At 38.6% G+C, this 19,819-nt stretch carries 16 protein-coding genes; 13 read left to right on the forward strand and 3 right to left on the reverse strand.

All coding sequences use genetic code 11. The annotated features are described in order from the left end of the window. The first annotated feature begins 122 nt into the window (after positions 1-122). Together gpmI and ABDV71_RS15385 are read left to right on the forward strand one after the other, a co-directional pair. Positions 123-1,643 (forward strand): 2,3-bisphosphoglycerate-independent phosphoglycerate mutase, encoded by a 1,521-nt coding sequence (gene gpmI, locus ABDV71_RS15380; RefSeq protein ID WP_343534090.1) that lies wholly within the window; start codon positions 123-125, stop codon positions 1,641-1,643. A gap of 19 nt (positions 1,644-1,662) precedes the next feature. Then, the gene (locus ABDV71_RS15385; protein ID WP_343534092.1) at positions 1,663-2,190 is read left to right on the forward strand and encodes a hypothetical protein; all 528 of its coding nucleotides are present in this window, start codon (positions 1,663-1,665) and stop codon (positions 2,188-2,190) included. 7 nt (positions 2,191-2,197) lie between these two features. On the opposite strand, the gene ABDV71_RS15390 is transcribed toward ABDV71_RS15385, so the two are convergent. Next, the gene (locus tag ABDV71_RS15390; protein ID WP_343534093.1) at positions 2,198-2,824 is read right to left on the reverse strand and encodes a tetratricopeptide repeat protein; all 627 of its coding nucleotides are present in this window, start codon (positions 2,822-2,824) and stop codon (positions 2,198-2,200) included. 291 nt (positions 2,825-3,115) lie between these two features. Here ABDV71_RS15390 and lon point away from each other — a divergent pair, with 291 nt between their 5' ends. Both lon and ABDV71_RS15400 read left to right on the forward strand, forming a co-directional pair. Beyond that, complete coding sequence (lon, locus tag ABDV71_RS15395; protein ID WP_343534096.1) at positions 3,116-5,581, forward strand: endopeptidase La; 2,466 nt, start codon at positions 3,116-3,118, stop codon at positions 5,579-5,581. Positions 5,582-5,583: 2 nt separating this feature from the next. Next, the gene (locus tag ABDV71_RS15400; RefSeq protein ID WP_343534098.1) at positions 5,584-6,537 is read left to right on the forward strand and encodes a lipid A deacylase LpxR family protein; all 954 of its coding nucleotides are present in this window, start codon (positions 5,584-5,586) and stop codon (positions 6,535-6,537) included. Positions 6,538-6,901: 364 nt separating this feature from the next. On the opposite strand, the gene arfB is transcribed toward ABDV71_RS15400, so the two are convergent. Next, positions 6,902-7,369 carry an alternative ribosome rescue aminoacyl-tRNA hydrolase ArfB gene (gene arfB, locus ABDV71_RS15405; RefSeq protein ID WP_343534100.1) on the reverse strand — a complete coding sequence of 156 codons (468 nt, stop codon included), beginning with the start codon at positions 7,367-7,369 and terminating at the stop codon, positions 6,902-6,904. A 2-nt stretch (positions 7,370-7,371) separates the two neighbouring features. Between arfB and cmk the strand changes: the two genes are divergently transcribed. The 6 genes from cmk to ABDV71_RS15435 all read left to right on the forward strand — a co-directional run bounded on the left by cmk (position 7,372) and on the right by ABDV71_RS15435 (position 15,455). Then, a complete protein-coding gene (cmk, locus tag ABDV71_RS15410; RefSeq protein ID WP_343534102.1) occupies positions 7,372-8,052 on the forward strand; it encodes a (d)CMP kinase in 681 nt (226 codons plus the stop codon). A 12-nt stretch (positions 8,053-8,064) separates the two neighbouring features. Continuing rightward, a complete protein-coding gene (locus tag ABDV71_RS15415; RefSeq protein WP_343534104.1) occupies positions 8,065-9,549 on the forward strand; it encodes a TPM domain-containing protein in 1,485 nt (494 codons plus the stop codon). Between the two features lie 66 nt (positions 9,550-9,615). Continuing rightward, positions 9,616-10,452 (forward strand): DUF1080 domain-containing protein, encoded by an 837-nt coding sequence (locus ABDV71_RS15420; RefSeq protein ID WP_343534106.1) that lies wholly within the window; start codon positions 9,616-9,618, stop codon positions 10,450-10,452. A gap of 605 nt (positions 10,453-11,057) precedes the next feature. After that, positions 11,058-12,989 carry a 30S ribosomal protein S1 gene (rpsA, locus tag ABDV71_RS15425; protein WP_113664259.1) on the forward strand — a complete coding sequence of 644 codons (1,932 nt, stop codon included), beginning with the start codon at positions 11,058-11,060 and terminating at the stop codon, positions 12,987-12,989. Positions 12,990-13,354: 365 nt separating this feature from the next. Further along, entirely contained in the window at positions 13,355-15,028 is a 1,674-nt protein-coding gene (locus ABDV71_RS15430; protein WP_343534109.1) for a beta-N-acetylhexosaminidase, read from the forward strand. 241 nt (positions 15,029-15,269) lie between these two features. Continuing rightward, the gene (locus tag ABDV71_RS15435) at positions 15,270-15,455 is read left to right on the forward strand and encodes a hypothetical protein (protein WP_343534111.1); all 186 of its coding nucleotides are present in this window, start codon (positions 15,270-15,272) and stop codon (positions 15,453-15,455) included. Between the two features lie 52 nt (positions 15,456-15,507). On the opposite strand, the gene ABDV71_RS15440 is transcribed toward ABDV71_RS15435, so the two are convergent. Continuing rightward, complete coding sequence (locus ABDV71_RS15440) at positions 15,508-16,431, reverse strand: AraC family transcriptional regulator (RefSeq protein WP_343534113.1); 924 nt, start codon at positions 16,429-16,431, stop codon at positions 15,508-15,510. Positions 16,432-16,603: 172 nt separating this feature from the next. On the opposite strand from ABDV71_RS15440, the gene ABDV71_RS15445 reads away from it, so the two are divergent. From ABDV71_RS15445 to adhP, 3 genes are all read left to right on the forward strand, one after another. After that, a complete protein-coding gene (locus tag ABDV71_RS15445; RefSeq protein ID WP_343534115.1) occupies positions 16,604-18,109 on the forward strand; it encodes an aldehyde dehydrogenase family protein in 1,506 nt (501 codons plus the stop codon). A 44-nt stretch (positions 18,110-18,153) separates the two neighbouring features. Continuing rightward, positions 18,154-18,552 (forward strand): DUF779 domain-containing protein, encoded by a 399-nt coding sequence (locus tag ABDV71_RS15450; RefSeq protein WP_343534117.1) that lies wholly within the window; start codon positions 18,154-18,156, stop codon positions 18,550-18,552. Positions 18,553-18,733: 181 nt separating this feature from the next. Further along, positions 18,734-19,765, forward strand: coding sequence for an alcohol dehydrogenase AdhP (gene adhP / locus ABDV71_RS15455; RefSeq protein WP_113664252.1), 1,032 nt, complete (start codon positions 18,734-18,736; stop codon positions 19,763-19,765). Positions 19,766-19,819: the final 54 nt, after the last annotated feature.

A 19,819-nucleotide genomic window follows, 5' to 3' on the forward strand; every position in this document is an offset into this window, starting at 1 on the left:
CATTTGTACCGCCAAAACTATGCCACTAATCCGTTTTTAAATATAAAACATTGGGTTTAGGGCTTAATTTCAAGTATATTTGCAAAACAACATAAAACATAGCATAAAACAAAACGATAATAATGGAAGCTAAAAAATTGGTACTGTTAATTCTTGATGGATGGGGATACGGACGTAAAGATAAATCTGACGCCGCCTATGCCGCAAACACTCCTTTCTTTGATTCGCTATTGCTCAACTACCCAAACTCAAAACTTGAAGCCTCTGGTGAAGCGGTAGGCCTACCTGCTGGGCAAATGGGAAATTCGGAAGTAGGCCATATGAACTTAGGTGCTGGACGTGTCGTTTACCAAGAACTTGGACGTATCAACAAAGCTATTACCGATAGGACCTTAAACAGTAACGGAACTTTATTAAATGCTTTCAATTACGCCAAAACCAATCATAAGGCAGTTCATTTTATTGGGCTGGTTTCTGACGGCGGTGTACATGCCCATATAAACCATTTAATGGCTCTTTGCGATGCAGCGCAAGAAAATGGCTTAAAAGATGTTTTTGTTCATGCTTTTTTGGACGGTAGAGATACGGACCCTAATGGCGGCTTAAATTATATCAACACACTAGATAGACATTTAGAAAAATCAACTGGTAAAATTGCCAGCATTGTGGGCAGGTATTATGCCATGGATAGAGATAATCGTTGGGAAAGAGTAAAATTAGCTTACGATGTAATGGTAAATGGCTTAGGCGAAAAATTTACCAGTCCAGAATTAGCAGTTCAGCATTCATATGCCGAAGGCATTACTGATGAGTTTACCAAGCCAATGGTGATTGTAGATGAGCAAGGTAACCCAACTGCTACCATTAAAGAGGGCGATGTAGTGATATGTTTTAACTACCGTACTGACAGAGGCAGGGAAATTACACAGGCACTTTGCCAAAAAGATTTTCCGGAGCAAGGCATGCATAAATTGCCTCTGTACTACGTAACCATGACTACTTACGATGAAAGTTTTGAAAATGTAAACGTAGTTTTTACCAAAGACGATTTGACCAACACCTTGGGCGAGGTTTTAGCGGCCAACGGTAAAAACCAGATTAGAATTGCTGAAACAGAAAAATATCCTCACGTAACTTTCTTCTTTTCCGGTGGTAGAGAAAAAGAGTTTGAGAACGAGAAAAGAATATTGGTTCCCTCTCCAAAAGTGGCCACTTACGATTTACAGCCAGAAATGAGTGCCGCAGGAATTACAGAAGCCATTACCAAAGAACTGGAAAGCAAATGGCCTGATTTTGTTTGCTTAAATTTCGCCAATCCTGACATGGTGGGGCATACTGGTGTTTTTGATGCCGTAATTAAAGCCGTAGAAACGGTAGATGCTTGTACCCAAGAAGTAGTACAAACTGGTATTGCTAACGGATATTCGTTTATTATACTAGCCGACCATGGCAATGCTGAATTTATGCTGAACGAAGATGGGTCGGTAAATACAGCTCACACTACCAATTTAGTTCCTTGTATTTTAATAGATAAGGATTACAAGGCAATTGCCGATGGTAAATTGGGCGACATTGGTCCAACCGTATTAAAGATCATGGGCATACCTGCTCCTGAAATTATGACAGGCAATTGCTTGGTATAACGAAACCACCGTTAAATAGATGAAAAAATACATTTTAAGTGTACTTGTGCTTTGTTTATTCTCTTGTGTAAAACGAGAGCATAAAAGCGCAGGTACACTTTTATATTTTGATTTAAAAGGTTATTTCGAAGAAGAGGCAAATCGCCTGCAAAAAAATACACCTTTGGTAAGCAAACAAGTATTTTCCAAAGGAGAAACCGAGCAGAAATCTATCAAAATAACCAATTGGAAAAACGAATTGGCCGTGTTTGAAGCTGCCGATATCAACAAAGCTTCGTGGCGTGGCGAGTTCGATATTAAGCAACTGAGCAATGGCATTTCCTACACCACAGGAAATGAAAAAATTCCTGTAAAAAAACTTGAGATTTTTAAAGCTGGCAATCAAATCACCAGCATTAAAATATATAAATCTTCCGAGAATAGACTTTACACCGCAATAGATACGCTCATCTATTATCCAGATAGTCTTTACATGGTACAAAGCGCTCAAAAAATAAAGCTGCTGGCTCCAAAGGTTTACCGTATAACGGGTACTTTCAGCAAGTAGTCTTTTCCTATTTCAAACTAGAAATTTGCGCTTTCACGTAATCAATTAATGAAATAACATCCTTTTTAAGCGGCTGCATGGTCAATATTTTTTGAAAATCGGCTATAGAATTATTGAAAAGCGCCACACAAGCAGCTTTCTCTGCAGATTTTTTAATCTTGTAGGATTTAAAAATTCCATAATCCTTATAGGCCACGCCCCTATTCTGCAGAATTTGCACGTCTTCTTCTCCGCTGATTTCCATCGCTTTCGAAAAATCTTTGATGGCCGCGGTATAAAAACTTTCGCGCATTTGGTTCAATGCTTCTTTGGGAGCATTAGCAATATTTAACCTAGCTTTTCCACGATAATAATATGCAGAATAGTCTGTAGGTTTTACAGCGATTAAACGAGTATATGCCGCAATTGCATTTTCAAAATCCGCATTTTGGAAATAAGAATAGCCCAACATTTTAAGCACGTTAACATTGCCAGGGTCCTTACCTTCGGCTTTTTCTAATAAAACAACTGCGTTTTTAAAGTCGCCTTTCATCCACGCCTGTGTACCCTGTTTCTCGAAATTACTTTGAGCATTAGCTTGTAGCCCAATTGAAATAGCGAATAATAATAGATAAGATTTTGTAAGGAATTTCATTAAAAATGTTTTAGGTAAATCTACGTACTCAATAGTTAATTTAAAAATGTTGTACCAATTTACTTTTATTGTGCAATAATATCAATAAACGTACAATTATGCTAAATATGATTTTTATTAAACAGATTTATTTTACATGACTTTTTTACCGTTTTTTATATGACAACGGTTTTGTGGCTCACAATTATGATTTTTGGCACAGGAGTTGAAACTAACAACCTTACTATATATTTGATAAATTTATGTGGCGATGCTGTCATAATGTCGCCCAACTTTTAATATACAAACTGAATGAGCAAACAAGACCCGTTTGATTTTAATACTTTACCTATTATAAACGAAGATACCGAGTTTTTCCCGCTAATGTCGCAGCAAGACGAAGACGATATGAATAGCGAAGAAACACCTGAAATACTGTCTATCCTACCTCTGAGAAACACTGTTTTATTCCCTGGGGTAGTTATTCCAATTACTGTTGGTAGAGATAAATCAATAAAATTAATCAAGGAAGCCTACAAAGGCGACAGAGTGATTGGTGTAGTAGCGCAAAAAGATGTTTCTATCGAAGACCCTTCTTTTGATCAGCTTCATGGTGTGGGTACAATAGCCAACATCATCAAAATGCTTCAAATGCCTGATGGGAATACTACGGTGATTATACAAGGTAAGCAACGTTTCCAATTAGTACAGGAAGTACAAGCTGAGCCCTTTATTAAAGCGGTAGTAGCTAAGTTCACCGAAACAAAGCATAAAAACGATAAGGAATTCAAGAATTTGGTAGCTGCCATTAAAGAAATGTCGAGCCAAATTATACAGCTTTCTCCCAATATTCCAAGTGAGGCCGGAATTGCCTTGAAGAATATTGAAAGTACCTCATTCTTGATCAACTTTATTTCTTCGAACATGAATGCCGAAATGGCCGACAAGCAGAAAATGCTTGAAATGGGCAATTTGCGCAAACGTGCCGAAATGGTAATGGAATTGCTTACGCAGGAATTACAAATGCTTGAACTAAAAAATCAGATTCAGTCAAAGGTGCGAACTGATTTGGACAAGCAACAACGTGATTACTTCCTTAACCAGCAATTAAAAACTATCCAAGAGGAATTGGGCAATTCTTCTGATTTGGAATTTGAAGCATTACAGGCAAGAGGTAAAAAGAAAAAATGGAATGCTAGCGTTACCCAGCATTTCAACAAAGAATTGGAAAAATTAGGTCGTATGAATCCTGCAGCTCCCGATTATTCCATCCAGATGAATTATTTGGAGCTACTATTAGACCTTCCCTGGAATGAATTTACTAAAGATAATTTCGACTTAAAAAGAGCTCAACGTGTTTTAGACAAAGATCATTTTGGTCTTGAAAAAGTAAAACAGCGCATCATCGAATATTTAGCGGTATTAAAATTAAAACGCGATATGAAAGCGCCAATCTTATGTTTGGTTGGCCCTCCGGGAGTAGGTAAAACCTCGTTAGGTAAATCTATTGCTAAAGCGCTTAACCGTAAATATGTTCGTATGGCATTGGGTGGTGTAAGAGATGAGGCAGAAATCCGCGGTCATCGTAAAACTTACATTGGCGCTATGCCTGGGCGTATCATCCAGTCTATTAAAAAAGCTGGTGCTGCTAATCCAGTGTTTGTACTGGATGAAATTGACAAAGTGGGTTCTGATTTCCGTGGCGACCCTTCATCAGCTTTATTGGAAGTACTTGACCCGGAACAAAACAATGCCTTTAACGATCATTATGTAGAGGCAGAATATGATCTTTCCAATGTATTGTTTATTGCTACAGCGAACTCGTTAAGCACCATACAACCTGCTTTATTGGATCGTATGGAAATTATTGAAGTGAATGGCTATACCATCGAAGAAAAGATTGAGATTGCTAAGAAATATCTATTGCCAAAACAAAAAGAAGTACATGGTTTAGAAAATAAACAAATCACTTTGAAAAATTCATTAATTGAAAAGGTGATTGAAGATTATACCAGAGAAAGCGGTGTACGTGGTTTAGAGAAAAAAATTGGTTCGTTGGTGCGTGGTATTGCCACCAAAATTGCCATGGAAGAAGCTTATGAGCCAGCTTTAGATACAGAAGATATAGAAAGAATTTTAGGTGCCCCTATTTTCGACAAAGATGCTTACGAAGGTAATGAGGTCGCTGGTGTGGTTACAGGTTTAGCATGGACACAAGTAGGCGGAGATATTCTTTTCATCGAAGCCAGCTTAAGCCCAGGTAAAGGCAAATTAACCTTAACCGGCAACTTAGGCGATGTGATGAAAGAATCTGCCGTAATTGCTTTGGCTTATATTAGAGCACACGCATCGCAATTTGGCATTAACCACGAACTGTTTGATAATTTTGACATCCATGTTCACGTTCCTGCTGGCGCTACTCCTAAAGATGGTCCATCCGCCGGCATTACGATGCTTACTGCTTTAGTTTCTGCATTTACGCAACGTAAAGTAAAGCAGAATTTAGCAATGACTGGTGAAATCACTTTACGCGGAAAGGTATTACCTGTAGGAGGAATCAAGGAGAAAATATTGGCTGCCAAACGCGCTAATATTAAAGAAATCATTTTATGTAAATCTAACCGTAAGGATATTTTAGAAATCAAGGAAGATTACATCAAAGATTTAAAATTCCATTATGTAACGGAAATGCAGGAAGTTATTAACTTAGCATTGACCAAAGACAAGGTTAAAAATCCAATTGATTTAAGTATAAAGACTAAAACTAGCGCCAACTAAAAATGCACAAAAAACTCGTTCTGATCGCTCTTGCTATTTTAGCTATTGTTTACGGTTCTTTTGCGCAGGAGTATAAGAACGAGTTTGGTTTTAAAAGTGATAACGATGCCTATTTGTGGTATGGTCAAGACCGTTATTACACCAATGGTCTATTTGTTTATTTTAGAAGGGCACTTGACCAAGAGAAATTAAAAGGCAACTTGGAAAAAGTTACCTATGAAATTTCTGCAGGCCAGAAAATGTACAATCCATATTCAGGCTACCGTCCAGATCCAAAAACTCACGACAGACCTTTTGCTGGTTATTTATATGGCGGTGTACAAACCAGTCTTTTTTACAAGAAAGAAAGTCTTTTAAAGATTGGATTAAATGTAGGCGTAGTAGGTCCTGATGCTCTGGGCGAAGAAGCACAAGATTTGTTACACCGCATAGTTGGATTTTACGAAGTACAGGGCTGGGACTATCAAATAGCTAATGATTTTGCCGCCAACGCTAATGTTCAATTTGCAAAACTACTTCACCGCAACAGTAGTAATTCTGTGGATTTTACTTTAGATACTTATGCCAATATAGGGACAACTTATAATGGTGCAGGTGTTGGCATTCTTTTTAGGGCTGGGGATATCAATCAGCTTTTCAATTCGGCACATTATAACGCTACTATTGCCAATAAAAGTAAAACGGAGAAGTTAAAAAAGAAAGAATTTTACTTTTACGCAAAGCCACAACTAAACTATGTTGCCTACGATGCCACCATCCAAGGTAGTTTGTTCAATGATAAAAGCCCAGTAACTTTTGGCACCAAGCCTCTGGTATTTTCGCAGCAGTTAGGCTTCAATTACAGCAGTCCTCGTTTTACGATAGATTATAGCCTGATTTTCCAATCCAAGGAAATTAAGAGCAGTGCCAAGGCCCATCAATATGGCAGTATTTCGATGTATTATCGATTTAACTAAAGGTATTTTATTTAGCTTATTTAGCCACAGATACACAGATTTTAATCCATATAATTATTTATCTGTGGCTACTTTTTTTGACTTTTCTGTAAGCTTTATTCTTCCTACTTTACGAGAATTTAGCAAGTTGCTTTAATTCCATGTCGTTAGATTTAACTTCGTTGATTTTCAATTCTCGTCGCTACGCTTCCCTCGATAATGACGGAGGGTTGCTTCTTCGCAAAGACATTGCTATTTTCGTCATCTCGACGACCGAAGGAGGAGAAATCTAACGAACTGTTTTAAATCATGAAGCTATAATTTTATGCTGTAGCTGTTACGCGGTCTCTCTGCGCTCGAAATGACGAAAAACACTAAAAACAGACTAATCGAAATTAGGTTTTCTTCTACCCTCTTTCTTTTGGGCATTTGCGGCTTTATTTGCCAAGCGTTTTTCTTTTACAGCTCTTGGAATCTTAGTAGCTTTCCTTGCTTTCTGAACTTCCAACCCGGCTTTTAAAATTGCCATCAATTTAAGTACCGTCCGCTGTTTATTTAACAACTGGCTTCTATCTTCCCGAGAAACTACATGTAACAAACCTTCACTATCTAACCTGGTGGCAAGCTTGTCTTTTAACCGTTGTTTGTCTTCTTCAGATAAAAAATCAGCATCATCAATATTAAAAATCAATTCAACCTTGCTGGAAACTTTATTTACATTCTGCCCACCTTTTCCCCCACTCCTTGACGTTTTAAAGCTGACAATTTTTAATATTTCTGATTGGTCCGGTAACATATCAACAAATGTAGCTTTAATTTCATTAACTAAACCCAACAGTGTTATCTTTGCCAAGTATGAGAAAAAATCTGGTAATAGCCATTGATGGCTATTCATCTTGTGGAAAGAGCACATTGGCAAAGGCCTTAGCGAAGAAATTAGGTTTTATTTATATTGATAGTGGCGCCATGTACAGAGCCATTACCTTATATTTTTTACGCAACAATGTTGATTTGAAAAACCACGATGCGATTGTAGATGCACTACAACATATCGAGCTAAATTTCAATTCTAAGGATTACGAATCTCATATTACACTCAATGGCGAAGAAGTTTCGGAAGAAATCAGATTGATGCCGGTTTCAGAAGCTGTTAGTCCTGTATCAGCCATCAAGGAAGTCCGAAAGGAAATGGTAAAGCAGCAACAGAGAATGGGCAAATCAAAAAACATTGTGATGGATGGACGTGATATTGGCACCGCGGTATTTCCAGATGCACAGGTAAAATTCTTTATGACCGCCGACCCTAAAATTAGAGCCGAACGCAGATACAAAGAAATGGTAGCCAAAGGTGACCAAACCATTACACTGGAAGAAGTTTTCGAAAACTTGGCACACCGCGACTATGCAGACACCACCCGGGAGGAAAGCCCACTAACCCGTGCAGAAGATGCAATTATCCTCGACAACACCGACATTACTGAGGAAGAACAACTGAACTTTGCACTTGAAAAAGTAACTCCTTTTTTACCACATTAATTCCCTACTAAGATGCTTAAAACGAAAATCTATACGATAGTAATTTTAAGTTTTCTTACACTTACCTCTTGGGCTAGGCAATATACCGTAGAGAGCATCCCAGATCCGAAACAACGAGGACAGGATCAATATGTAAGTAATCCCGATGGGATTTTAACTTACAGTGAAGTTGATGAGCTGAACCAAATTGCCAAGCGGATCGAAGCAACAGGCAAAGTAGAATATGCCATTGTGGTGATTAATAATTTTACCGCACAGGATGATGACTTCAATTTTGCTTATACCTTATTTAATACTTGGGGCATTGGTAAAAAAGGAGCTAACAATGGTTTACTACTTTTAGTGGCCAAAGACCGAAGGCGATACCGTTTCATTACCGGTTCTGGTATTGAAGGTTTGCTTCCCGATGTCCGTTTAAAACAGATTGGTGAAAGGGCACTAGTTCCACATTTTAAGGAAGGAAATTACGGACAGGGGATTATAACTGCCTCAACAGTGATCGAACAAGTATTGAGCAGCCCTGATGGTGTGGCCGAGCTGAATTCTCTCCTACCGAAATCGCCAACTTTTGTGGATAGAAATAGCACCAGTTTAATCGCCATTGCTTTAGTCATTCTAACCTATTTTGGCCTACTTAAATTCGCCAATCGTTTAGTACCTAAAGCCACGAGGCCTATTAAAAAGGACGATTTTGAAGCTAAAAGCATTGTAGCTGGTTGCTTCATTATCTTCTTCGCTATTTTTGGCGGCATTTTCCTCTTTGTAGTTCTCGACTTGAATATATTCGCTTTGTTTAAGCTCAAATATATCCCTTGGCTATTGGCCTTAATTGCTTCATTGATACTCACCATGCGATTTAACACCGGTCTAAAAGTCATCAAAAGCCAGCACGTAGATGTAGCCAGTTATTTAGAAGCCATACAAGCTTATCTCAAAAAAATGCGCTTTTTATTTCCTTTTGCTCCATTTTCACTGATAGGCTTCTCAAAACAATATGCCAAAAACAAAGCCTTAAAATTACAGATGATTGCTCCCGAGGGCTTTGAAGACTATGATCGGGTAGACCGTAATAAAAATAGAAATGGCAAACCTTATTTGAGTGATGGACAATATAAAGAAGAACTTTTAGAAGTAAAAAGCTATCAAATTTGGTTAGGTGACAAAGCTGGTGAAGTAAAGATTGTAGAATGGCCAGGAGAAAAGGCCATTAACTATAGCCGTTGCGAAAAATGTCACTTTGTAACAATGGCAGACCCCGAACTAAAAACCCTTAAAGCGGCTACGTATAGCAGTGCCGGCGAAGCGGAACGAGTACAGATTTGCCAATTTTGCAAGCATAAAATATTCCTTGGAACCGTGGTATTAAGCAAACTTGTGCGCAGCACCAGTTCTTCCTCGTCTTCGTCCTCTTCGTCATCATCATCATCTTCTTCCTCATCATCGGGCAGTTGGGGCGGCGGAAGCAGCAGTGGCGGTGGTGCTGGCGGTAGCTGGTAAACTAGCTGTTGTAAGTTTAACATCGTTACCTTATCTTAGAAACTTCTGATTTTAAATGTAATTCCAATGAAGATGTTTAAACCCGCTCAATTCCTAATAATTTTCACCATTTTACTATCCAATTCGTTTCATAGTTTTGCCCAAAAAGGATGGATCAATCTTTTTAATGGAAAAGATCTTAAAGATTGGAACATTAAAATTGCCAAACATGAATATAATGAGAATTTTGGCAATACTTTTTATGTAGAGAATGGAATGATGAAAGTGAAGTATGATGGTTATGAGAATTTTGACCAGCAATACGGGCATATCTTTTACAAGAAGCCTTTTTCCAATTATCTTTTAAAAGTAGAATACAGATTTGTTGGCGAACAGGCCAAAGGCGGTGAAGGATGGGCCTTTAGAAATAGCGGTGCCATGCTGCATTGCCAAGATCCCGCGACCATGCTTAAAGACCAAAATTTTCCCATTTCCATAGAAGGACAGTTTTTAGGTGGGAACGGTAAAGATGAACGCCCAACGGGCAATGTTTGTACGCCCGGAACTACCATCGAAATCAAGGGTAGTTTATTTACCCCACATTGTTTAAACAGCAGTTCAAAAACCTATCATGGCGACCAATGGGTTACTGCAGAGTTTTTGGTATTGGGAGATTCTATCATCAAACATATTATTAATGGCGATACGGTGTTAACCTATACCCATCCAAAAATTGGTGGTGGTAATGTGACCAATTTCGATCCAAAGGTAAAACAAGATGGCAAGGCCTTAACTGGTGGCTATATTGCCCTACAAAGTGAAAGCCATCCTATTGAATTTAGGGCAGTAAAATTATTTGATCTGCAGCCTTACGCTAATGACAAGAAAAAATTGGAGAAGGTTTTGGAGAAACTAAAAAATTAACCATAAACCAGCCAAAATACTTTTTGTTTCACCTGTCATTCTGAACGTAGTGAAGAATCCATTGTAAAACTTTGTCAATCTTTATTAGACAGCTTTATAGAAAATTGACAAAGTTGATGCACTATTTTTCGCGTTCTTTGCGAAAACTTAATAAATCTTGGCGGTTTACAAAAATAAGCGCTATACAAAGGTCGCAAAGTTGGTGCTTTGTACAGACTTAGGTTATTTAAACCCGATAGCAGCGCCTGCCTGCGGTAGGCAGGGAATACTTTTTGTTTTGCTTGTCTTTTATTGGTAGTGTCACGCTGAGCTTGTCGAAGCGCATGAAACAGATCTTTCGACAAGCTCAGGATGACAATAGTACCAAAACAAAAAGATTGCAGCGGATCGCGGGAGTATATTTGCCATATTGCAGCAAATTCCTTTTCATAAAATAAAACTTTACGCCAACACACATCAACGGTTCGAACAATGGCATATAAAACGCACAAAGCAAATTTTAATCCGTTAGCTATCAGCCATATTTATTTCAAAATAGTTTTGGTTTTTTAAAATTATCCGTACCTTTGCGGTCCCTAAACAGGGAAAAAGGAGATAATTAATTAATGGCTAAAAAACAAGTAGCAGAAAAAGAACTAGAGGCTAAAACAGCCGAATTGCAAGGTGCAGACGCCCGTTTGAACCAAAAAGAAACTATCGAGTCAGAAGCTGATTCGGTATCGATCGAACAGATCAAATCACAATTGGCAACTCCAGATCAAGATTTTGACTGGGATGCAGACGACAAAGTTTTTGGTAACTACAATGACGAAGACCGTAAAAAGTTTGAAGCAATGTATACCGATACTTTCAATCAAATCAACCAAGGTGAGATCATCTCTGGTACTGTAGTATCTATCAACAACAAAGACGTAGTATTAAACGTAGGTTTCAAATCTGACGGTTTAGTTTCTGCTTCTGAGTTCAGAGATCTACCTGATTTGAAAATTGGCGATAAAGTTGACGTGTTTGTAGAAGCACCTGAAGATGCTAACGGCCAATTAATCTTATCTCGCAAGAGAGCTAAAACCCAACGTTCTTGGGAGCTTATCAACGAAGCACTTGATAACGACACAATCATCAACGGTTTTGTTAAGAGCCGTACTAAAGGTGGTCTTATCGTTGACATCATGGGTGTTGAGGCCTTCTTACCTGGTTCTCAAATCGACATCAAACCAATCCGCGATTACGATGTTTACGTAGGTAAAACTATGGAATTCAAAGTGGTTAAAATTAACCATGAGTTCAAAAACGTAGTAGTATCGCACAAAGTATTGATTGAGGACGATCTAGAATCACAAAAATCAGAAATCGTTTCTAAATTAGAAAAAGGACAAGTACTTGAAGGTACTGTTAAAAATATCACTGACTTCGGTGTATTCATCGATCTTGGTGGCGTAGATGGTTTATTGCACATCACTGATATTTCTTGGGGCCGCATAGAGCATCCGAAAGAAGTATTGGCATTAGACCAAAAAATCAACGTGGTTGTTTTAGACTTTGACGATGAGAAAAAACGTATCGCTTTAGGCTTGAAACAATTAACTGCTCACCCTTGGGAGAATTTAGATACTGCGATCCAAGTAGGTTCTAAAGTAAAAGGTAAAATCGTAACTGTTGCAGATTACGGTGCTTTCTTAGAAATCATCCCTGGTGTTGAAGGTTTGATCCACGTTTCAGAAATGAGCTGGTCACAAAACTTGCGTTCTCCACAAGAGTTCTTGAAAGTTGGTGACGAAATCGAAGCTGAAGTATTAACTTTAGACCGCGATGAGCGCAAAATGAGCTTGGGTATTAAACAATTAACTCAAGATCCTTGGCAAAATGTTGCTGAAAGATATCCAGTTGGAAGCAAACACCAAGCTGTTGTTAAAAACATGACTAACTTTGGTGTATTTGTTGAGATTGAAGAAGGAATTGATGGATTAATCCACATTTCTGATCTTTCTTGGAGCAAAAAAATCAACCATCCTAACGAGTTTACCAAAGTTGGTGATACTTTAGATGTGGTAGTTTTAGAACTTGATGTTGACAACCGCAAATTATCTTTAGGCCACAAACAATTGGAAGAAAATCCTTGGGATACTTTCGAAACAATCTTCACTTTAGATTCAATTCACCAAGGAACTGTAATTAAAGTAACCGACAAAGGTGCTGTAATTGCATTACCATATGGCGTTGAAGGTTTTGTTCCAACAAAACACATGGCTAAAGAAGATGGTACCACTTTGAAAGCTGAAGAAACTGCTGATTTCAAAATCATTGAATTCAACAAAGATGCTAAACGTATCGTAGTTTCTCACGCTCGTATCTGGGAAGAAGCTAAAGCAGAAGCTGTAAGCGAAGAGAAAGCAGCTAAGAAAAAAGAAGCTAAAGCAGCTAGCTCAGCAGTGAAAAAAGTGAAAGATTCAGTAGAGAAATCAACATTAGGTGATCTTGATGTATTGGCTCAATTGAAATCTCAAATGGAAGGTGAAGAGAAAAAAGCTAAAGGCTAATTCTTTAACCAACCCATAAATATTAAAGCCTCGAATTACTTCGAGGCTTTTTTGTTATCATCCCGTTACGTTGTTTTATTATTCTGAGGGAAGCGCACTGACGAGGCATCTCTTTCTAAACCACCTTATACACCCTAGTACATTTTAGTTACTAACGCGATATATTCTAGCCATTAATAGTCGCAAATCAATACTGTTAGCTCTTTGGTTGCTCCTGCCCCGCTTTCGCTCATAGTCCTCATTTCGCTACGCTACATTCCGGGCTATTCCGTTCAATCAGGTTTATTTTATCAAGCAATCAGTTGTTTTCCGCAAATACCTGCAAATTCCATTAAAAAAACTCATAAAAAGTACTATTTTTGGATATGAAGAAATTTGTACTTACCGGATTAATCCTGATTAATGTGCTCCTATCAACCGCACAAGTAAACATTATTCCTAAACCTGTATCCCTAAAAGTTGAATCTCAACAAAAAGGTTTTAGCATTAACACCCAAACCAGAATTGTTATCGAGAACGATTCGCTTAGAAATGCAGCTGTTTTCTTTAATGATTATCTTGAAAAATACCTTCAATTTAAATTAACCATTACCTCGGTTAAACCTGCAGACAACTATATTTCCTTAAGTGTTAACACAAGCATAGCTAAATTTGATAATGCTTATACGTTGGCTGTTTCTTCAGAAAATGTTTCCCTTACCGGCACTTCGAATCCCGGCGTTTTTTATGGCATTCAAACCTTAATCCAATTATTGCCTACTACAAAAGCAGCTACTTTAATCCTACCGGCTGTATCGGTTACCGACTATCCACGCTTCGCTTATCGCGGAATGCACTTAGATGTAAGTCGTCATTTTTTTGATGTGAACTTCGTGAAAAAGTACATCGATTACTTGGCCATGCGTAAAATGAACTATTTTCATTGGCATCTAACTGACGACCACGGCTGGCGCATAGAAATCAAGAAGTATCCAAAATTGACCGAAATTGGCGCTTGGCGTAATGGTAGCATTATCGGGTTGTGGCCTGGAGAGGGAAATGAAAACATTAAGTATCAGGTTTTACCTAACGACGTTAAAATCACTCCCGCCAATGCAGTGATTAAAACAGATGGCATTCGCCATGGCGGTTATTATACCCAAGAAGAGATTAAAGACGTGATCAAGTATGCTGCCGATAGATACATCACCATTATTCCAGAAATTGAAATGCCAGCGCATAGCATGGCCGCCTTAGCTGCTTATCCTGAGTTTGGTACTGAACCTAACAAGCCTTATAAAGTGGCCGAAACTTGGGGAATGATGAACAAATACAACAACGTTTTTCAGCCTAATGATAAAACTTTCTCCTTTTTAGAAGATGTACTCACCGAAGTGATGAACCTATTCCCTTCACAATATATCCATATTGGTGGCGACGAAGCTTCGAAAGTGTGGTGGAAACAATCTGTCGAGACCCAAAAAATCATGAAGGAGAAAGGTATCAAAGACGAAGTGGCCTTACAAAGCTATTTCATTCACCGTATTGAGAAATTTGTGAACAGCAAGGGCAAAACCATTATTGGCTGGGACGAAATTTTGGATGGTGGTCTAGCTCCAAATGCCGTGGTAATGAGCTGGCGTGGCGAAAAAGGTGGTATAGCCGCAGCAAAAGTAAAACAAAAGGTAGTCATGAGCCCAGAAGAAAAGCTATACCTTAACCATAAGCAATTTATGAAAGAGGATAGTTTAGCTGCTAATAAATTCTTACCGCTTGAAACCGTTTACAACTACGAGCCCGTGCCAGTAGAGCTTAATGCAGAACAGGCCAAATATATTTGGGGTGCCCAAGGCAATTTATGGTCAGAATACATTGGCAATCCAGCCAAAGTTGAATATATGTTGTTTCCAAGAATGGATGCACTAAGCGAAATCCAATGGTCGCAAAAAGAACAGAAGAATTATGCAGACTTTTTAAACAGGCTGAAAACGCAGTTTAAACGCTATGATTTAATGGGAATTACCTATAGCAAAAGGTATCTTAGTCCTGTTGTGAATTAATTATGTCATCATAATGGAAAAATCTTTGCGTTAGCATTTCCAATTTCCTCCATAAGCATATACCCTCAAATCTTTTGGGGTACTAATTATCATTCTAGGAAAATGGATGAATAGGAGTATTTTCAAAAAACAGATAGCGGATTAAAAGCAAAAATCGAGGAGCTTTCTTAAAAAAATAAAATGTTGTAACGTTTTCTGTTTCCTTATACTAATGAGGTATAAACTTTAAAACAAAAACATTATGACAACGATAGAAAACAAAGAAAGATTGAGCGTAGTAGCCTTGTTCATTACTGTAATTTGCTTCAACGATGGAGCCGACTGGGTAAAATTTCCATTGTTAGCTTTAGGTGTAGTTTTATTAATATGGAGTCTTTATGACTACTATAGAAACGAAGAAAAACTGAAGAAAGAAAAAGAATTTTAGTAAAAACTAAATGATTTGTGTGGAGCGTAGCAGTAAATGTTACGCTTTTTTATTAAAAACTCAATCTCGATACCATGCTTTGTGACTGAAATGCTCCAGGTGTCATCCCTACCACTTTTTTAAATGTCCTGATGAAATAATTGGCATCACTAAAACCTAGTTCGTAGCTAATTGCAGCGATTTTAATCCCTGGTTTCAACAGCATTTCCTTGGCCTTTTTCATCTTTTCGGTCAAAATAAAATCGTTAGGACTTATACCTAATTCTCTTTTGAAAAGCCTATAAAAGGTCGCCTTGCTCATACAAGCTTTATTGCTGAGGCTTTCAATGCTGATTTTTTCGTTGAGGTTAGATTTGATATAGCCAATCACATAAGCTAAGGGATTATGGCTAGCGGCCTCACCATGTAAAACATTAAGGTTTTGGGTCTGCATGATCCTTACCAAAAGTTCTTTCAGAGTCAAATCGGCCAATACATCTTTTTCCCTAGAAGTGTCAGAACAAACTTTGATAATTTTGTTGATGAGGTAAGCAATTTCTTCATTGTTGTAAAAATGGTACTCATCATAGTTAAGCTTCCATTCCTCGCCATTACTTTCCTTGGGGAAATACTCGTTTAAATATCGAATGGTCTGCTTGATTTGATGGTTATCAATAGCCAAAGCAATACACTGTGTCGGGTTAAAATCAGTGGCTTCTGGGAAGTCGATACGCATGGTTTCAGATGGAGGCACTATCACCGTTTCACCCGGCAAGTATTCAAACTCCTTCTTTTCGTTGAGGTGCATTACCTTTTTGCCACGCAACATACTGGTAATTACAAAATCGTTAAAAGTTAAGGGTACTTTGTACGACTCTGTATAGGTTTCAAAAACACTTAGCTCGCATCTTTCCAAGCTATACGATGTCCTGTTTTCTACCAGTGTTTGCAGCTTTGATTCGCTGCTTAACTTTACCAAATCAAGTTTGTGATTCATTTTTCGTCCCCCCTTTATTCCAATAACGAGTGAGTATATCTTTTGTTAAGTAAATATATCATTATTTCAAATCTATTACATTACCTGAAACAATAGTGCTATCGGTTGAAACTATTTTACTATCCTCAAAGGGGCCATGCTCGTAGGTTTGTAATAACCAAATTTTAAAATCATGGAACAAATTGTAAAAAGACCAGAGTTTAAATCGCACTACGACAATTATATCAACGGCCAATTTGTGGCTCCAGTAAACGGAAAATATTTCGACAACATTTCTCCTATTGATGGAAAAGTATTCACCAAAGCTGCTCATTCATCGCCTGAAGACCTAGAGTTAGCAGTTAACGCTGCTGCCGAAGCCTTTAAAACATGGAGCAAAACTTCATCCACTGAAAGAAGCATTATCCTTAACAAAATTGCCCAACGCATGGAGGACAATTTGGAATATTTAGCTACGGTGGAAACCATTGATAACGGTAAGGCCATTAGGGAAACATTAAATGCCGATTTACCTTTAGGTGTGGACCATTTCAGATATTTTGCTTCGGTGATTCGTGCTGAAGAAGGTTCCCATACTGAATTAGATGAGCATACAGTTTCCTTAATTGTTCACGAACCTATTGGTGTGGTGGCACAAATTATCCCTTGGAACTTCCCTTTATTAATGGGCATATGGAAACTTGCCCCTGCCCTAGCCGCTGGTAATACCGTGGTATTGAAACCTGCGGAAAGCACTCCAACTTCTATCATGGTGTTAATGGAGCTGATTGGCGATTTATTACCTCCAGGGGTAGTGAATGTGGTGAATGGTTTTGGCGCTGAGCTTGGTCGTCATTTAGTGACCAACCCTAAAGTATCCAAGGCCGCCTTTACAGGCTCTACACCTACCGGACGTTTGGTGATGCAATATGCCACCGAAAACATTATCCCAGTAACTTTGGAATTAGGCGGAAAATCTCCGAATATTTTCTTCAACTCTGTGATGGATGAAGATGATGCTTTTTTAGACAAGGCCATTGAAGGAGCCGTTCTATTTGCCTTAAATCAAGGTGAAATTTGCACCTGCCCATCAAGGTTATTGGTACAGGAGGACATTTATGAGCGATTTATTGCCAAAGTAATTGAACGTACTAACGCTATCAAAGTAGGTAGTCCATTAGATAAAACGGTAATGATGGGGGCGCAAGCTTCCAAAATTCAATTTGAAAAAATTAAAACCTACATCGAGCTAGGAAAACAAGAGGGTGCCGAAGTATTAACTGGCGGCGAAGTGAACCAGCTTCCAGGTGAATTAGGCGGTGGTTATTATATCAAGCCAACCATTTTTAAAGGCCACAACAAAATGCGTATTTTCCAAGAAGAGATTTTTGGTCCAGTGCTAGCAGTAACTACTTTTAAAACCGTTGAAGAAGCTATAGAAATTGCTAACGACACTTTATATGGTTTAGGTGCTGGCGTTTGGACCCGCGACGCCCATGAACTTTATCAAGTGCCTAGAGCCATACAGGCAGGCCGTGTTTGGGTAAACCAATACCATTCGTATCCAGCAGGCGCTCCTTTTGGTGGCTACAAGCAATCAGGGGTGGGTAGAGAGAACCATAAGATGATGTTGGGACACTACCGCCAAACCAAAAATATGTTGATTTCTTACAATAAAAATAAATTAGGCTTCTTTTAAATAAGCATTTTTTGTCATCCAGAGCGTAGCGAAGGAGCTATTAAATGCATAAACAGAAAGGAGAAAAAATGGTGAAGCGATTAGACAGTACCGAGAAAGCTAAAGAACTGATACAAGAACTGAAAGCCAAACATGGCGAATTGATGTTTTATCAGGCGGGTGGTTGTTGCGAAGGCACACAGCCTCAGTGTTTCGAAAAAGGTGGCTTTTACGTACGTATGCACGATGTATGCATTGGAACAGTAGAAGGATGTGAGTTTTGGGTGGATAAGGACCTTTTCGAATACTGGAAGCACTCGCACTTTACCCTAGATGTGTTGGATGGATTTGGCGTTGGTGGGTTTTCGTTGGAAACTCCCCTTGGCAAAACCTTTAAAATACATTACAGGCTGTTCACAGAAGAGGAACTGAATAACCTTGAACCTATTACCACTGCAAAATAAATTCTTAGTTTATATTTTGGTTTGATTTGCCAGTGAGCCTATTGGCTTGCTGGTTTTTTTATGCCAATGAATTTAACAAATCTTATTCAAATCTCATTTTAAACTGATTTGCGTCAGCTTTGAAAAATACCAATCTAGCTATTTTTATTCATCAATAATTGTTCACTAAATCATTAAAATTATGCTTCCAAACACCATGAAAGCAGCCGTTGTTCGCGAGTTCGGGGCACCGCTGCAAATCGAAGAAGTTGAGGTAAAAAGGCCTGGCAGAAACCAAATATTGGTAAAAGTGATTGCCAGCGGCGTTTGTCACACCGATCTACATGCCGTTGAAGGCGATTGGCCTGTTAAACCCAAAATGCCATTGATTCCCGGACATGAAGGCGTAGGCTATGTAGTGGCTGTTGGCCCTGATGTAAACAATGTAAAAGAAGGCGATGCTGTAGGTGTGCCTTGGCTATACAGTGCCTGCGGATGCTGTGACCATTGCATTACGGGATGGGAAACCCTTTGCGAAAGCCAGCAAAATGGAGGCTATAGTGTGGATGGAGGTTTCGCAGAATATGTCATTGCTGATGCTCGTTACGTAGGGCATCTCCCTGCAAATACCAACTTTTTACAAATGGCGCCAATCCTTTGTGCTGGTGTAACGGTTTATAAAGGTTTAAAGGAAACAGAAGTTAAACCTGGCGAATGGGTAGCTATTTCAGGTATTGGCGGTTTAGGTCACGTGGCAGTTCAATACGCCAAAGCCATGGGCATGCATGTAGCGGCTATTGATGTGGGTAACGACAAATTGGATTTGGCCAAACGTTTAGGTGCTGATTTAGTAGTAAATGCGAAAGAACAAAACCCAGGCGAGTTCCTCAAAAAAGAGACGGGAGGCATGCATGGTGCTTTAATAACAGCAGTATCTCCTATTGCCTTTAAGCAAGGATTAGAAACCCTACGCCGCAAAGGAACTATGGCTTTAAATGGATTACCTCCTGGAAACTTTGATTTATCGATATTTGATACCGTTCTGAATCGCATTACCATTAGAGGTTCCATTGTAGGAACTCGTAAAGATTTACAAGAAGCCATTGAATTTGCGGTGGAAGGTAAAGTAAAAGCCAATGTAACCGCAGCAAAACTAGAAGATATCAATGACGTTTTCGACAAAATGAAGAAAGCAGAAATTGAAGGCCGTATGGTACTTCAAATAGCGGAATAATTCTTTTTGCCACAGATACACAGATTTTAAATTATCTATTTTTGTTTTATCGGT

Origin of the sequence: Pedobacter sp. (assembly GCF_039594775.1) — a bacterium.
Lineage (GTDB): Bacteria > Bacteroidota > Bacteroidia > Sphingobacteriales > Sphingobacteriaceae > Pedobacter.

What these genes read in the sequence shown, in the direction of transcription:
- ABDV71_RS15390 (WP_343534093.1), bottom strand. Translation starts at nt 2,824, where the DNA reads ATGAAATTCCTTACAAAATCTTATCTATTATTATTCGCTATTTCAATT.
- ABDV71_RS15450 (WP_343534117.1), top strand. Translation starts at nt 18,154, where the DNA reads ATGCATAAACAGAAAGGAGAAAAAATGGTGAAGCGATTAGACAGTACC.
- cmk (WP_343534102.1), top strand. Translation starts at nt 7,372, where the DNA reads ATGAGAAAAAATCTGGTAATAGCCATTGATGGCTATTCATCTTGTGGA.
- ABDV71_RS15400 (WP_343534098.1), top strand. Translation starts at nt 5,584, where the DNA reads ATGCACAAAAAACTCGTTCTGATCGCTCTTGCTATTTTAGCTATTGTT.
- ABDV71_RS15415 (WP_343534104.1), top strand. Translation starts at nt 8,065, where the DNA reads ATGCTTAAAACGAAAATCTATACGATAGTAATTTTAAGTTTTCTTACA.
- ABDV71_RS15440 (WP_343534113.1), bottom strand. Translation starts at nt 16,431, where the DNA reads ATGAATCACAAACTTGATTTGGTAAAGTTAAGCAGCGAATCAAAGCTG.
- ABDV71_RS15445 (WP_343534115.1), top strand. Translation starts at nt 16,604, where the DNA reads ATGGAACAAATTGTAAAAAGACCAGAGTTTAAATCGCACTACGACAAT.
- gpmI (WP_343534090.1), top strand. Translation starts at nt 123, where the DNA reads ATGGAAGCTAAAAAATTGGTACTGTTAATTCTTGATGGATGGGGATAC.
- ABDV71_RS15420 (WP_343534106.1), top strand. Translation starts at nt 9,616, where the DNA reads ATGAAGATGTTTAAACCCGCTCAATTCCTAATAATTTTCACCATTTTA.
- ABDV71_RS15430 (WP_343534109.1), top strand. Translation starts at nt 13,355, where the DNA reads ATGAAGAAATTTGTACTTACCGGATTAATCCTGATTAATGTGCTCCTA.
- ABDV71_RS15435 (WP_343534111.1), top strand. Translation starts at nt 15,270, where the DNA reads ATGACAACGATAGAAAACAAAGAAAGATTGAGCGTAGTAGCCTTGTTC.
- rpsA (WP_113664259.1), top strand. Translation starts at nt 11,058, where the DNA reads ATGGCTAAAAAACAAGTAGCAGAAAAAGAACTAGAGGCTAAAACAGCC.
- adhP (WP_113664252.1), top strand. Translation starts at nt 18,734, where the DNA reads ATGCTTCCAAACACCATGAAAGCAGCCGTTGTTCGCGAGTTCGGGGCA.
- ABDV71_RS15385 (WP_343534092.1), top strand. Translation starts at nt 1,663, where the DNA reads ATGAAAAAATACATTTTAAGTGTACTTGTGCTTTGTTTATTCTCTTGT.
- lon (WP_343534096.1), top strand. Translation starts at nt 3,116, where the DNA reads ATGAGCAAACAAGACCCGTTTGATTTTAATACTTTACCTATTATAAAC.